This window comes from Arthrobacter sp. AIWTK1, assembly GCF_056680535.1.
On record NZ_CM155287.1, the window covers coordinates 3,063,514 to 3,077,832 of the forward strand.

Sequence of the window (14,319 nt, forward strand, 5' to 3'; positions counted from 1 at the left end):
GAAACTCCCCTGTGAGTGAATTGCACACGCACCAACTTCTGACCGACGACACCGGCACCGAAACGATCGAGCCGGAAGAGACCATCATCTCGGACGAAAAGCCGCACGAGATCGCGGAGAAATCCTTCGCTGACTACAACGTCCGTGCGGACATTGTGGAGTCCCTGGCCGACGCCGGGATCACCCACCCCTTCCCCATCCAGGCAATGACGCTGCCCGTGGCCCTCGCCGGCCACGACATCATCGGCCAGGCAAAGACGGGCACCGGCAAGACCCTGGGCTTCGGCATCCCCGCGCTGCAGCGTGTCGTGGGACGCGACGACCCCGGTTTCGACAAGCTGGCAGTCCCGGGCGCCCCGCAGGCCCTGGTCATCGTGCCCACCCGCGAACTCGCCGTCCAGGTTGCCAAGGACCTGGAAAACGCAGCCCGCAAGCGCAATGCCCGCATTGCCACCATCTACGGCGGCCGCGCCTATGAGCCCCAGGTGGATTCCCTGCAGAAGGGCGTCGAGATCGTTGTCGGCACCCCCGGCCGCCTGATCGACCTGTACAAGCAGAAGCACCTGAGCCTGAAGAACGTCAAGATCGTCATCCTCGACGAGGCCGACGAAATGCTGGACCTCGGCTTCCTGCCGGACGTCGAAACGCTCATTGCAGGTACCCCGGCCGTCCGCCAGACCCTGCTGTTCTCGGCAACCATGCCCGGCCCCGTCATCGCCATGGCACGCCGGTACATGACCCAGCCCACCCACATCCGTGCCGCCGATCCGGATGACGAGGGCCTCACCAAGCGCGACATCCGCCAGCTGATCTACCGCGCCCACAGCATGGACAAGATCGAAGTTGTGGCCCGCATCCTGCAGGCACGCGGCCGCGGCCGCACCATCATCTTCACCAAGACCAAGCGCACCGCCGCCAAGGTCGCCGAGGAACTGGTGGACCGCGGGTTCGCCGCAGCCGCCATCCACGGCGACCTCGGCCAGGGCGCACGCGAGCAGGCTCTCCGGGCCTTCCGCAACAACAAGGTTGACGTCCTGGTGGCCACCGACGTCGCCGCCCGCGGCATCGACGTCGACGATGTCACCCACGTCATCAACTACCAGTGCGTCGAAGACGAAAAGATCTACCTGCACCGCGTGGGCCGCACCGGCCGCGCCGGCAACAAGGGCACCGCCGTGACCTTCGTCGACTGGGACGACATGCCCCGCTGGGGCCTGATCAACAAGGCCCTGGGGCTGAGCGTGCCGGAACCGGTGGAAACCTATTCCTCATCGCCGCACCTCTATGAAGAGCTGGACATCCCGGAAGGCACCAAGGGCCGCCTGCCCCGCGACAAGCGCGTTCTTGCCGGCGTGGACGCGGAGGTCCTGGAGGACCTGGGCGAAACCGGAAAGAAGACCGGGCGCGGCAGCGCAAGGGACGGCGGACGCGACACTGCGCGCGGCGGAAGCACCGGAGGCGGACGTGACAGCGCCCGCTCCGGCGGACGCGATTCCCGCCGCAGCGAAGCCGGCAGCAGCCGGGACAGCGCCGGACGCGAGGGCGGACGCTCAGGTGACCGCCGCCGTCGTTCCTCCGACACCACTGCGGCAGCCGCTCCGGCGGCCGAGGCAGCCCCCGTGGCCGCTGCGGCATCCGCACCGGCCGAGGTCGACAGGGCAACCCGCGCCCGCCGCCGGACCCGCACACGCCGCCGCAACGGCGAAGTGGTGGTCGGCGGCAACGCACGCCAGGACGGCACCCAGCCTGGCAACGCCGAGGCCTAAACCCCTCAATGACTGACACCGTCTGGGCGCCGGACGGCAGCAACCTGGTGGTACACGCGGATAACGCCGAGTACCTCCCCACGCTGCCGGACGGCGCCTTCACACTCATCTACGTCGACCCCCCGTTCAACACGGGGCGTGCCCAAAGCCGCCAGCAGACCACCATGGTGCGCAACGCTGACGGCGGCGGCGACCGCGTGGGCTTCAAGGGCCGCTCCTACGACACGATCAAAGGCGCCCTGCACAAATACGACGACGCCTTCAGCGACTACTGGTCCTTCCTGGAACCCAGGCTCGTGGAGGCGTGGCGGCTGCTGGCCGATGACGGCACCCTGTACCTCCACCTGGACTACCGGGAAGTCCATTACGCCAAGGTGATGCTGGACGCCATCTTCGGCCGGGAGTGCTTCCTGAACGAAATCATCTGGGCGTACGACTACGGCGCCCGGGCCAAGTTCCGCTGGCCCACCAAGCACGACAACATCCTGGTGTACGTCAAGAACCCGGCCAAGTACCACTTCGACAGCGCTGAAGTGGACCGCGAACCGTACATGGCGCCCGGACTGGTCACTCCGGAAAAGCGGGAGCTCGGCAAGCTGCCCACCGACGTCTGGTGGCACACCATCGTGTCCCCCACCGGCAAGGAGAAGACCGGATATCCGACGCAGAAGCCCGAGGGCCTGGTCCGCCGCGTGGTGGCCGCTTCCAGCAGGCCCGGTGACTGGTGCCTGGACTTCTTCGCCGGCTCCGGCACCCTGGGTGCCGTGGCCGCCAAACTAGGCCGGAAATTCGTCTGCGTGGACCAGAACCAGCCGGCCATCGACGTTATGACGGGCCGGCTGGGAGCGCACGCGACCTTCACCACGTTCCCGCCCAACTAGGTAGCAGCAGGTGTCGTTTTGGGCGGCCAAAACGACACCTGCTGCTACCTACTTGGGTTTAGGGGCGGACGACGGCGGTTCCGCTGGCTTGCTCTTCGATCCTCGCCAGGACCTCAGGTGCCGTGAGGTTCTCGCCCAGCAGGTTCGGTTTGCCGGTGCCGTGGTAGTCCGAGGAGCCCGTGACCAGCAGGCCATGCTCTTCAGCGAGCGCACGGAGCATGGCCCGGCCGCGCTCAGTGTTGTCGCGGTGGTCGATCTCCAGGCCGGCCAGTCCGGCGTCGATCATTTCCAGGTAGGTGTGCCTGCCCACCACCCTTCCGCGGGCGGACGCCACCGGGTGGGCGAACACGGGCACGCCTCCCGCCTCCCGGACCAGTGCAACGGCGAAGGCCGGATCCGGGGCGTAGTGCTGGACAAAGTACCGGGACTGCGATGTCAGGATCGAGGCAAAGGCCTCGGTCCGGTCCGCGACCACCCCGGCCGCCACCAGGGCGTCGGCGATGTGCGGCCGTCCCAGCGTTGCACCCGGCGCCACATGGTGGATGACGTCGTCCCAGCTCAACGGGTAATCCTCTGCCAGGAGGGTGACCATGCGTTCGGCCCGGATGAGGCGCGCGTCCTTGGCCTTCGTGATCTCCTCCAGCAGGCCGGGATGCGCCGGATCGTGGAGGTAACTGAGCAGGTGGACGCTGATGCCTTCCTCCGTCCGGCAGGAAATCTCCATGCCGGGCACCAGGGCAACCCCTTCGGCCCGGGCAGCCCGGGATGCCTCAGCCCAGCCGTCGGTGGAGTCGTGGTCGGTCAGGGCCACCACATCCAGTCCTGCAGCTGCGGCGGCCGCCATCACCGCTGCGGGCGCCTCCGTGCCGTCGGAAACATTCGAGTGGGCATGCAGATCAATCCTCACCTGCCCAGCCTAGTAGATGGCCGGCGTGGACGGCCGGTGCAGTGGTCGGTGGAGTGGCCGGTGCAGTGTTCGGTGGAGTGGCCGGTGCAGGGCTCGGTGGCCCCGGCCACGCCGCTGGTGAGACTATGGGACGGTGAACGATGCAGACAACACCTACAACGGTGAAACGACAGCAAACCAGCCCCTCGAAGAGCGCGTCAACAACCGCTCGCAGCGGCCCAGTTCCGACGCCTTCAAGGCCTTCATGGCCAGCAACTGGGCGCCCTCGGCACAAGAGCTCCCGGACCGGGACGCCGTTGCCGATCACGCCGCCGCCCGGCGCCGGACCATTTCCGGCCTGTTCAAGGGCGAACGCCTGGTAGTCCCTGCCGGGCCGCTGAAGGTCCGCTCCAATGACTGCGACTACCGTTTCCGTCCCCACTCGGGATTTGCCCACCTGACGGGCCTGGGCCTCGACCACGAGCCCGACGCCGTGCTCATTTTCGAACCGGTTGAAGAAGGAAAGGGCGACGACGGCGGGAACCACCGCGCCACTCTTTACTTCCGTCCCCTTGCCGGCCGGGACACCGAACAGTTCTATGCAGACTCCCGCTCGGGTGAATTCTGGATCGGCGCCCGCCCCACGCTGGCAGAATTCGAGCGCCGGCTGGGCCTCCCCACGGCTCACATCGACGAGCTCGAACTGGCCATCACCAAGAACGTGGGCGCCCCCGAAATCGGCGGCATCTCCATCCGGCTGGTGCGCAAGGTGGACGAGAACATCGACGCATTGGTGGACACGGCCCGCTACAACACCGCCAAGGATCCGGAAAACCTGGACCTGGGCGTGCTGGACGCCCTCGATGAGAAGCTCACCGAGGCCCTCTCCGAACTCCGCCTGCTCAAGGATGCGTGGGAAGTCGAGCAGATGAAGATCGCCGTGGCCGCCACGGTGGAAGGTTTCACCGAAGTCGTCAAGGCCCTCCCCCGCGCCCTGACGCACCAGCGCGGCGAGCGTGTGGTCGAGGGTGCCTTCTTTGCCCGTGCCCGGGAAGAGGGCAACGAGCTGGGCTACGACACCATCGCGGCCTCGGGCAACAACGCCACGGTGCTGCACTGGACGCGGAACACCGGAAAGGTCAACGCCGGCGAACTGCTGCTGCTGGACGCAGGCGTTGAGGCGGATTCCCTCTACACGGCGGACGTCACCCGCACCCTGCCCGCCAACGGCACGTTTACCGAGGTCCAGCGCAAGGTCTACGAGGCTGTCCTGGACGCCGCGGACGCCGGCTTCGCCGCGGCTCAGCCGGGCACCAAGTTCCGCGACATCCACACGGCCGCCACCACAGTCCTGGCCGAGCGGCTGGCCGAATGGGGCCTGCTGCCCGTCTCCGTCGAGGAAGCCATCAGCCCCGAGGGCCAGCAGCACCGCCGCTGGATGCCCCACGGCACCAGCCACCACCTTGGCCTCGACGTGCACGACTGTGCCCAGGCCAAGCGCGAGCTCTACCTGGACGGCGTCCTCACCCCGGGCATGGTGTTCACCATCGAGCCGGGCCTGTACTTCAAGAACGAAGACCTCGCGATTCCGGCGGAATACCGCGGCATCGGCGTCCGGATCGAGGACGACATTCTGATGACGGCCGACGGCCCCGTCAACCTCAGCGCCGCCCTTCCCCGCCAGGCGGACGACGTCGAGGCCTGGATGGCGGGCATCTACCAGGAAGCCGAGCACCCGCAGCCGTAAGCTGCTTACACAAAGGCCTCCGTCCGGATCGTTCCGGACGGAGGCCTTGGTGTAGCGGGGCTAATGCTGGTTGCCGCCCTCGGCGGTTTCCTGCCTGGGAGCGTCCTCCTGTTTGGGGGCGTCGCTCACGCGGACACCGTACTGGGGCCGGCCGTCCGGGAGGTCCGGGTAGCGCACTGCGGGTGTTGGCCCGGCCCGGTGCTGGCCCTGTTCACCGGCGGGGGCCTGCGGCCCGTGGCCCGCTGCGGGCGCAGCGTGCGCACCCGTGGACGGCTGGCTCCCGGCCTCTGGCGCTTTTTGGCCGTAAGGATCACTCCAGCCCGCGGGGCGCTGGGGACCGGATCCCTGCTGCGGGCCGTGCTCCGGCCCCTGCTGGTGCCCCGGCTGTTGGAACGGCTGGTTCTGGTAGCCCCCCTGGCCGTAGGATGCGGCCCCGGCGGAGGCATCCGACGTGGTCATGGGCAGCTGCTGCAGCATGCGGCGGGCCTCATGGGATGCCTCAAAGGCCACGACGACGTCGTAGTTGGTGGCCACCACCTGGCTCGTGGAGGTAAAGTCGCGCTTCCCCCGCTGCATGGCGTAGGTCACGATGCCGAAAAGCATAAAGAACGCCGCACCCATGAGCACTGAGGTCACGATCGAGAAGTAGCCGCCGGTGGGCGAGAAGAAGGACAGCATGACGCCCACGAACAGGCCGAACCACATTCCGCTCAGTGCGCCCGACAAGGCGACCCGGGGGTAGCTCAGCCGGCCGGTGACGCGCTCAACCATCTTCAGGTCGTTACCCACGATGGACACCAGCTGGACGGGGAACTGCTGGTCTGCCAGGTAGTCCACCGCCTTTTGGGCGTCCAAGTAGGAGGAATACGAACCGACGGTGTCCCCGGCCGGAACCGTGCGGAACTCGTCCGGCCCGTTCGGGACACCGGCCTTGGGGGCACCAAAAATGTTTGACATACCTCTATTCTTGCCCATCCGGCTGTGAGCGGGCTGAAATTCAGCTAAAAGAGAGCAGACTCGGTAGCCTGTAGTGGTGAGCACAAATATTTCGCGGGTGTTTGTTGCGCGCCTCCTCGGACTGGATGTTTTCGACCCCCTGGGCGACCGTCTCGGCAGGCTGCGCGACGTCGTCGTGCTCTCCCGCGGCACCCGGGGCGCCCCGCACGTGGTGGGCATCGTCGTGGAAGTACCCGGCAAGAAGCGCGTCTTCGTGCCGATGACCCGAATCACCTCAATCGACCAGACCCAGATCATCTGCACGGGCCTGGTCAATCTGCGCCGCTTCGAACAGCGCGGCGCGGAAACCCTCGTGGTGGCTGAGATGTTCGACCGCCGCGTGACCCTCGCCGATGGCAGCGGCGACGCCACCATCGAGGACATCGCGATGGACAAGCACCGTTCCGGCGACTGGTTTGTCAGCAAGCTTTTCGTCCGCCGCGGCCACTCCCTCTCCCCGTTGAGCCGGCTGCGCCGCAACGAGACCATGATCATCGACTGGGCAGACGCGCAGCAGGGCGCCAAGACGGAGCCGCAGGCCGCCACCCAGTTCGTCGCCACCCACGAGGACCTGAAGCCTGCCGACTTCGCCGAGGCCCTCCAGGAAATGAGCGATAAGCGCCGCTTCGAGGTCGCCAGCGAACTCCAGGACGAGCGCCTGGCCGATGTCCTCCAGGAGATGCCCGAAGGTGACCAGGTGGAAATCCTCTCCGCCCTCGACGTCAACCGCGCCGCCGACGTGCTGGAGGAAATGGACCCGGACGACGCCGCCGACCTCCTCGCCGAACTCCCCAGCGCCCAGGCGGAGGAACTGCTTCAGCTCATGGAACCCGAGGGTGCCGAAGACGTCCGCCGCCTACTGGAGTACGACGAGGACACCGCCGGCGGTCTGATGACCCCGGTCCCGGTCATCCTCCCGCCAGAGGCCACCGTCGCCGAGGCCCTCGCCCACGTCCGCCGCGAGGAACTCTCCCCCGCCCTGGCCTCGTCGATCTTCATTGCCCGGCCTCCGCTGGAGACGCCGACCGGCCGTTTCCTCGGCGTCGTCCACATCCAGCAGCTGCTGCGCTACCCGCCGCCGGAACCGCTGGGCAACCTCGTGGACAAAACCCTGGAACCGGTCTCGGACCAGGCGCACATCAGCGAGGTGGCCCGTACCCTGGCCACCTACAACCTCAACTCGCTCCCCGTGGTAAACAGCGACGGTCGGCTTGTGGGGGCGGTGACTGTTGATGACGTGTTGGATCACCTACTCCCGGATGACTGGCGCGCCCACGAGGACGACGCCCCGATAAGGAAGCTTGGAGGCCGCGTTGGCTGATAACAGCACACCCAGAACCTCCCTTGCCCGGCCGGGCGGTAAAGGCGGAGGCAAAGGCAGCCTCGACACACCCCTGAGCGGGCGCCAGCGGATCCTGCCGAAGTTCTCGCCCAACCCGGACGCCTTCGGCCAGACGACCGAAGGCTTTGCCCGCTTTATGGGAACGCCGCAGTTCCTGGTCTACATGACGGTGTTCTGCATCTTCTGGCTGGTCTGGAACACCTGGGCTCCGGTGGACTGGCAGTTCGACTCCCGGGACCTCGGCTTCACCCTGCTCACCCTGATGCTGTCGCTGCAGGCGTCCTATGCGGCACCGCTGCTGCTGCTGGCCCAGAACCGCCAGGACGACCGTGACCGCGTGTCCTTGCAGCAGGACCGCCAGCGCGCCGAACGCAATCTCTCGGACACCGAATACCTCACCAGGGAACTGGCGTCGTTGCGCATCGCACTGCGCGAAGTTGCCACCCGTGACTACGTCCGTGCCGAACTACGCAGCCTCCTGGAGGACATGCTGGAGGCGCAGGAAGAACTCCGCACGCATGACCCGTCCGGTGCCGGCAGCCACGAGTCGCCCAAGGACAAGGTCAAGGAGCGGCTGAAGGAACGGCGCGACAAGCAGCGCAACCCGCGGACCCAGCAGATCCCCAGGGTCAGGCCGGAACATCCCGGATACCCTGCGCACCTAAATACCCCCGAAAGCTGAGCGCCGACCGTATGAGCACCCCCCTGGCCCAGGCACTGGACGCTGCACTGGCCACTGTCATCGATCCCGAACTGCGCCGCCCCATCACCGAACTCGGCATGGTGGAGTCGGTGGATATCGCCGACGACGGCCGGGTCCGGCTCGTTGTGCTGCTCACCATTGCGGGCTGCCCGCTCCGCGGCACCATCACCGCGGACTCAACGGCCGCCCTGTCCGCGGTCCCCGGAGTGACCGCGGTCGACGTCGAGCTTAAAGTCATGACGCAGGAGCAGCGGGACGCCTTGAAAGAGCAGCTCCGTGGACCCGGCGGCCAGCGCGGAATTCCGTTCAACCAGCCCGGTTCACTCACCAAGGTCTTTGCCGTGGCCAGCGGCAAGGGCGGAGTGGGCAAGTCCTCCGTGACTGTCAACCTCGCCTGCGCCATGGCTGCCCAGGGCCTGCGCGTCGGCATCATCGACGCAGACGTGTACGGCTTCTCGGTCCCGGCCCTGATGGGCATCGACCAGGCCCCCACCCGTGTGGACGACATGATCCTCCCCCCGGTGGCCTACGGCGTGAAAGTCATCTCCATCGGCATGTTCGTCAAGGGCAACCAGCCGGTGGCGTGGCGCGGGCCCATGCTTCACCGGGCCCTTGAGCAGTTCCTCACCGACGTCTACTTCGGCGACCTGGACGCCCTCCTCCTTGACCTTCCGCCGGGCACCGGCGACATCGCCATTTCCGTGGCGCAGCTGCTTCCGAAAGCAGAGATCCTGGTGGTCACCACGCCGCAAACCGCCGCCGCCGACGTCGCCGAGCGGGCGGGTGCCATCGCCATGCAGACGGGTCAGTCCGTGGCAGGGATCGTGGAGAACATGTCCTACCTGGAAATGCCCGACGGCGGCAGGATGGAACTGTTTGGCAGCGGCGGCGGCGCTGTCCTCGCCGAGCGGCTGACCGCAACGGTCGGGTCCGACGTCCCGCTACTGGGCCAGGTGCCCCTGGACATCCTGCTCCGCGAGGGCGGTGACGCCGGTCAGCCGATCGTGCTGGGCCGGCCTGAGACTCCTGCAGCCAAGGCACTGACGGAAATTGCGGGGAAGCTCGCGGCAAGGCCGCGTGGGCTGACGGGAATGAAGCTGGGCCTGCAGCCCCGGTGACTGAGCCGTTAGCCCGGTGACTGAGCCGTCGAAATCCGGGCCTAGGTGGCCTCGGTGTCGAACGGCGCCCGCTCGCCGTCGGCCAGCCGTTCAATAACGCGTGCCGGACGCTCTTCCGCGTAGGACGCGGCGGAGGCCGAGGCAACGGCCGCAACCGCTGCCGGCGCCCCGGCGCTGACGGGCTTGGTGTCGTCGTCGAGCAGGGCTTCCTTGATAATCCGGCGGGGATCGTACTGGCGCGGGTCGTATTTCTTCCAGTCAACCTCGTCGATGTCGATCCCGACTTCGTCCTTGATCTGTTCCCGGGCGCCGGACGCCATCCGCCGGACTTCCTTTACCAGGTTAGCCAGCTTCTGGGTGTATTCGGGCAGCCGGCTGGGGCCGATCACCAGGACGCCGATGATCAGCAGAAGAAGAAATTCCGGACCGTTGATTCCAAACACCCTAGGAAGATTACCCTCTCCGGCACACTGGTGACGATTCTGACGCGGACCACAGCACGCCGCCCCCGGCGGGCTGGCAGCTCATGGCGTGAACAGCTCGATCATGCGGCCCAGTCCGCGCTGCAGCCTCGCGGTCAGCTCTTCCGGAGCCGCGGCGGCAGTGCCGGCCGCTGCGTCCCTTGCGGGCTCCCCGATGGCGCGCACGGGCTTCACGGAACCCGTGCGGACCAGCTCTGCCACGCCGTCGTCCGCCGTGTCAGCGGGCAAATCCGAAATGTAGGTGAACGTCACACCCGGTGCCTGGTAAATGGCCCGCCACGGCGCCGCAGCGTTGATCCACAGTGCCCCGCCTGCGGAAGCGCCGGAAGCGCCGGCAGCGCCGTCGGACGCAGGCACGAACCCGTCGTCCGCGGCAGGACGGCCTGTCAGGATATTCGTGGGCGAGGACGCCGGCACCGCCGATGACTCAGCGCCCACTGCGCCCGGCTGCGGATGCTGTTCCAGGACGGTGGCAAAGTGCTTTCCGTCGGTAAGCCTCAGCTCCAGGACGCCCTGCCCCGCCACCGCTTCACGGCGCGCCCACAGCATGTGGAAGCCCATGTCCCGGAGCTCCGGGCATGACCATCCCTGCGCGCGGAGCCCCTCAAGGTCGGCGCTTGTCAGCATGCCGGCGGCCCCCAGGGACGCGGAGCCGGTCGACGACTGCAGCCCGAACGTGGTTTCCTCCTGCTGAGCCGACGCTACGGGGGCTCCCTGTGCCACGGGCTGGGGGTCTCCGGCCATGAAATAAGCGGCTGCGGTGACTACGCCTGCCGCGGCAACGGCTCCGCCGGCTGCGAGGCCCAGCAGCCTCAGCGGCTGCGGCCCCGGGGCGCTGGTGCCGGCTGCGTGCCAGGCCGCGGTGTTTCCGCCCGGCCCCGCGGGCGCGCTGGCGAGTTGCTGGGTCCGGGCCAGCAGCCTGGCCGTGAAGTCGTCGCTCGCCGCGGGGATCGAGGCGCGGCGCATGCGTTCAAGATACTGGCGCTCACGCCACTGCAGGGACGTGCATTCGGGGCAGGACTTAATGTGTTTGGCACTGCGGCCGCGCTTGCTGCGCGGCAAAAGTCCGCGCGGACAGCTGCCTCCAAGGCCACGCAGCAGGTTTATCAGCTGACCCATGGAGCCGATCAGAGGATGCCAGCGATGCGCGGCAGTTTGAGCCGCGGCTTGAGGGACTGCCTGGTGCGGGGATCACGGTGCGCCAGCTTTTCCCGGAGCATGGTGCGCCCGCGGTGGATGCGGGACCGCACGGTTCCGAGTTTGACGCCCAACGCCTCGGCCACCTCGTCATAGGACAGGCCTTCGAGGTCGCAAAGTACGACGGCGGCCCGGAAGTCCGGGGGCAGTTCCTCCAGGGCCGCCTGCACGTCGAGGTCCAGGTTGTTGAATTCGAAGCTCTGTTCCGGGCCGGGTTCGCGGCCGGGCAGCCGCGATTCGGCGTCTTCCGCGAGGGCGTCGAAGCGGATGCGGCTCTTGCGGCGGGCCTGGTCCAGGAAGAGGTTGGTGGTGATCCGGTGCAGCCAGCCGTCCAGGGTGCCGGGCTTGAAGTTCTCCAGCGACCGGAAGACGCGGACGAACACCTCCTGGGTGAGGTCTTCGGCGTCGTACTTGTTGCCGGTCAAACGGTAGGCAAGGCGGTAGACTTTGGCGGAGTGGTTCGTGACCACTTCCTCCCAGGTGGGCCTGACCCACTCGGCTTCTGACTGGGCCACTGAATCTTCAATTGCCGGGACAGGTGCCACAACTGATGCTGACATCGTCCACTCCCCTCGTGGATGGTACTAACGCCTGGATGGTGCTGACACCAGTACTTCGGCGCCGATCACCTCCTGGATGAGCGGATAACTATCATTTCAAAGTTGGCTGGGAATTTCCTGACTTTCCCGGGGCTTCAGCCTTGGGCGGAAACATGCCTCCCACGCCGGCGGGCTGGAAACGGTGGTTCCTGTCACATCGGGCCGGAGCCACAGCCCGCCCGGCCGTCACCTCCGGGCCCGGCACCCCCGGACACAGTACGCTGTTAGGAACAATCCCCTGCCGCCCAGAAAGCGAATCCTCATGAGCGCCGATAAGTCCACGAGCTGGTCCTATGCAGAAGATCTGCCTGCCGAGGATGAAGTATTGCTGCATGCTCGGGAGCGTTCCTTTGAACTGGGCGTGACCCCGGTCGGACCGGGCGTCGGAGCGGTGCTGACCGTACTGGCGGCAGCTTCGAAAGCACAGACAGCGGTGGAAATCGGCACGGGCGCCGGCGTGTCCGGTGTCTGCCTGCTCCGCGGCCTCGGCCCCCAGGCGGTCCTGACCACCATCGACGTGGACGTGGAACACCTCAGGGCGGCACGGGAGGCATTCCAGGAAGCCGGAAGCCCTGCCAACCGCACGCGCACCATTTCCGGCCGTGCCGGCGACGTGCTGCCGCGGCTGACCGACGGCGCCTACGACCTTGTGTTCATCGACGCGGACCAGCCGGGCATCCCGGGCTATGTAGAGCAGGCCATCCGGCTATTGAAGCGCGGGGGGCTGCTGATCATCAACGACGCCCTCGACAAGGACCGTGTGGCCAATCCGGCGGCCCGGGATTCAACCACGGTGGTTCTTCGCCAGGTGGGCAAGGCAATCCGCGACGACGAACGGCTGGCCTCGGCCATGCTGCCCACCGGTGACGGTTTGTTGGTAGCGGTCAAGAAATAAGGAAGGGCCCGCAACCATACGGCTGCGGGCCTTCCCGAGCAAATCTATTCGGTAACGCCGACGAGGCATTCCTTGAGGTTTGCCGCCTCTGCCGCGTTAAGTTCGACCACAAGCCGCCCCCCGCCTTCGAGCGGCACACGCATAATCAAGCTGCGGCCCTCTTTGGTTACTTCCATAGGGCCGTCGCCGGTGCGTGGTTTCATAGCCGCCATGAGGAAAATCCCCTCCAATAGTCCCAGGACCTACCAGCCCGGGCGGGCTGTGGCCGCGTCGTCAATCAAGCCGCTATGGCGGCCTTGCAGCTACCGCCATGGCTGAACAGATGTGAATGCAATTTGTTCATGCTTAACCCTATTATCCTGTAATTACCCGGCTGTAGCTAATTGATGGATTTTCTTCATCACTTGGAAATTTCTGGCCGACTGTGGCCTCCGTCATAATGCCGCGGACCGGCTCAGGGCGGATAGTCTCCCCCGCCCGGGAGCTGGGCCCAAGCCCACAGCCACACGATCCAGACAACCTGGAGCAGGACGAACATGGTGACCACGGTTCCCCGGTAGGCGCGGGAACGCGACAGGAGGGCTGCGCTCAGCGCCAGCGGAAAGAGCGGCAGCAGCATCCGGAATGTGCTGGTTTGCGGGTGCAGGAACACGAGCAGGTAACCCATGTAGCAGACACACCAGAGCCGCAGCTCGGCCCCCAGGGCCACCACGGGCGGAGAACTCATCAGCAGCGCGAAGGCGGCAACGAACACAAATGGCGCCAGGACGCCCAGCACGGGCCCGAAAAGCTGGATCCCGGTGTCGAACCAGGGTTTAAAAGGAACCAGGTCATGGCCGCGCCAGACGGTTTCCGTCTTGGTATAGGCAGCGGGATCACTGGTTACCACCCAGGCGATGGCGGGCCACATCAGGGCGCTGAGTCCGCTGATGGCGGTCAAAGCCGCAAGGGCCAGGAGGTCACGTCTGCTGTGCGGCGGGTCCGTCCGGCCACCCGGGACGGCGGGACGGGTGCGCTCCCACAGACGGTAGGCGAGCAACCCTCCGGCCATGGCGGCAAACGGAACCCCCGTGGGCCGGGAAAGGCACATCAGGACGACTACCGGCATAGCCCACAGATATCGCCTCTGCATGACCAGGAGCAGTGCCGACGCCAGCAGCAGCAGGTTCAGCGACTCGGCATAGGGAACCTGGAGGACGGCGGCCACGGGGAAGGTGGAGAAGAAGGCCACCCCCCACATGGCCGTGCGGTGGGCGGCTTTCTGCCGGAAGAGGCAATACACCACCAGGGCGGCTCCCAGCCCGGCAGCCATCGCGATGAACGTGAGTGCCAGGGCGGGCTCCAGGCCCGTCATGGCCGACACTGCCCGCCCCAGCATCGGAAAGAGCGCGTAAAAAGCCCAGGCGTTCTCCCGCACGTTACCGCCGTCGTCCACGGGAAGCTGACGCGGGTAACCGTTCAGGAGCACCTCGCCGTACCAGCGGGCGTCCCAGATGTTGATGAAGTTCCAGTAGTCAGGCTTGGCGGGGAACCATGGATTGACTCCCTGGTGCAGGGCGGCCGCCATAAAGATGCAGGCGCTGACAATCCGTGCAGCGACATAGACGCATGCCACCTGCGCCCACCATGGCCACCCGCCCGCGCGTGCAGCGGCCGATCCCATCCTTTTCCGAACCAGGGCGTTCAGTCCCGGGTTTCCCTCCTGCA

General features: G+C 66.8%; 14 protein-coding genes. 7 read left to right on the top strand and 7 right to left on the bottom strand.

Annotated features, from left to right (window positions below; all coding sequences use genetic code 11):
- Positions 1-11: 11 nt before the first annotated feature.
- Positions 12-1,766, top strand: a complete 1,755-nt coding sequence (locus tag AC1MDG_RS14065; RefSeq protein ID WP_479804569.1) for a DEAD/DEAH box helicase — start codon at positions 12-14, stop codon at positions 1,764-1,766.
- 8 nt (positions 1,767-1,774) lie between these two features.
- Positions 1,775-2,647 (top strand): DNA-methyltransferase, encoded by an 873-nt coding sequence (locus AC1MDG_RS14070; protein WP_479804571.1) that lies wholly within the window; start codon positions 1,775-1,777, stop codon positions 2,645-2,647.
- Between the two features lie 58 nt (positions 2,648-2,705).
- Here AC1MDG_RS14070 and AC1MDG_RS14075 read toward each other — a convergent pair whose 3' ends face one another.
- Positions 2,706-3,554 (bottom strand): PHP domain-containing protein, encoded by an 849-nt coding sequence (locus tag AC1MDG_RS14075; protein WP_479804572.1) that lies wholly within the window; start codon positions 3,552-3,554, stop codon positions 2,706-2,708.
- Positions 3,555-3,687: 133 nt separating this feature from the next.
- On the opposite strand from AC1MDG_RS14075, the gene AC1MDG_RS14080 reads away from it, so the two are divergent.
- Entirely contained in the window at positions 3,688-5,280 is a 1,593-nt protein-coding gene (locus AC1MDG_RS14080; RefSeq protein ID WP_479804573.1) for an aminopeptidase P family protein, read from the top strand.
- A gap of 60 nt (positions 5,281-5,340) precedes the next feature.
- Here AC1MDG_RS14080 and AC1MDG_RS14085 read toward each other — a convergent pair whose 3' ends face one another.
- A complete protein-coding gene (locus AC1MDG_RS14085) occupies positions 5,341-6,237 on the bottom strand; it encodes a YflT domain-containing protein (RefSeq protein ID WP_479804574.1) in 897 nt (298 codons plus the stop codon).
- Between the two features lie 76 nt (positions 6,238-6,313).
- Here AC1MDG_RS14085 and AC1MDG_RS14090 point away from each other — a divergent pair, with 76 nt between their 5' ends.
- The 3 genes from AC1MDG_RS14090 to AC1MDG_RS14100 are packed head-to-tail and all read left to right on the top strand — an operon-like array spanning position 6,314 to position 9,439.
- Entirely contained in the window at positions 6,314-7,597 is a 1,284-nt protein-coding gene (locus AC1MDG_RS14090; protein ID WP_011692630.1) for a magnesium transporter MgtE N-terminal domain-containing protein, read from the top strand.
- Positions 7,578-8,300: a DUF1003 domain-containing protein gene (locus AC1MDG_RS14095; protein ID WP_479804576.1), complete on the top strand. Its 723-nt coding sequence runs from the start codon at positions 7,578-7,580 to the stop codon at positions 8,298-8,300. Before AC1MDG_RS14090 ends, AC1MDG_RS14095 begins: the two co-directional genes overlap by 20 nt.
- 11 nt (positions 8,301-8,311) lie before the next feature.
- A complete protein-coding gene (locus tag AC1MDG_RS14100; protein ID WP_479804578.1) occupies positions 8,312-9,439 on the top strand; it encodes an Mrp/NBP35 family ATP-binding protein in 1,128 nt (375 codons plus the stop codon).
- Positions 9,440-9,480: 41 nt separating this feature from the next.
- Here the strand turns inward: AC1MDG_RS14100 and AC1MDG_RS14105 are convergent, their stop codons facing one another.
- From AC1MDG_RS14105 to sigE, 3 genes are all read right to left on the bottom strand, one after another.
- Positions 9,481-9,882, bottom strand: a complete 402-nt coding sequence (locus tag AC1MDG_RS14105) for a twin-arginine translocase TatA/TatE family subunit (protein WP_043482756.1) — start codon at positions 9,880-9,882, stop codon at positions 9,481-9,483.
- 81 nt (positions 9,883-9,963) lie between these two features.
- Positions 9,964-10,887 (bottom strand): hypothetical protein, encoded by a 924-nt coding sequence (locus AC1MDG_RS14110; protein WP_479804580.1) that lies wholly within the window; start codon positions 10,885-10,887, stop codon positions 9,964-9,966.
- Between the two features lie 161 nt (positions 10,888-11,048).
- Complete coding sequence (gene sigE / locus AC1MDG_RS14115; RefSeq protein WP_011692635.1) at positions 11,049-11,678, bottom strand: RNA polymerase sigma factor SigE; 630 nt, start codon at positions 11,676-11,678, stop codon at positions 11,049-11,051.
- Positions 11,679-11,979: 301 nt separating this feature from the next.
- On the opposite strand from sigE, the gene AC1MDG_RS14120 reads away from it, so the two are divergent.
- Positions 11,980-12,612, top strand: coding sequence for an O-methyltransferase (locus tag AC1MDG_RS14120; protein ID WP_479804582.1), 633 nt, complete (start codon positions 11,980-11,982; stop codon positions 12,610-12,612).
- Positions 12,613-12,656: 44 nt separating this feature from the next.
- Here AC1MDG_RS14120 and AC1MDG_RS14125 read toward each other — a convergent pair whose 3' ends face one another.
- Positions 12,657-12,824 carry a DUF3117 domain-containing protein gene (locus AC1MDG_RS14125; protein ID WP_009357720.1) on the bottom strand — a complete coding sequence of 56 codons (168 nt, stop codon included), beginning with the start codon at positions 12,822-12,824 and terminating at the stop codon, positions 12,657-12,659.
- 242 nt (positions 12,825-13,066) lie between these two features.
- Entirely contained in the window at positions 13,067-14,275 is a 1,209-nt protein-coding gene (locus tag AC1MDG_RS14130) for a hypothetical protein (protein ID WP_479809107.1), read from the bottom strand.
- Positions 14,276-14,319 lie beyond the last annotated feature (44 nt).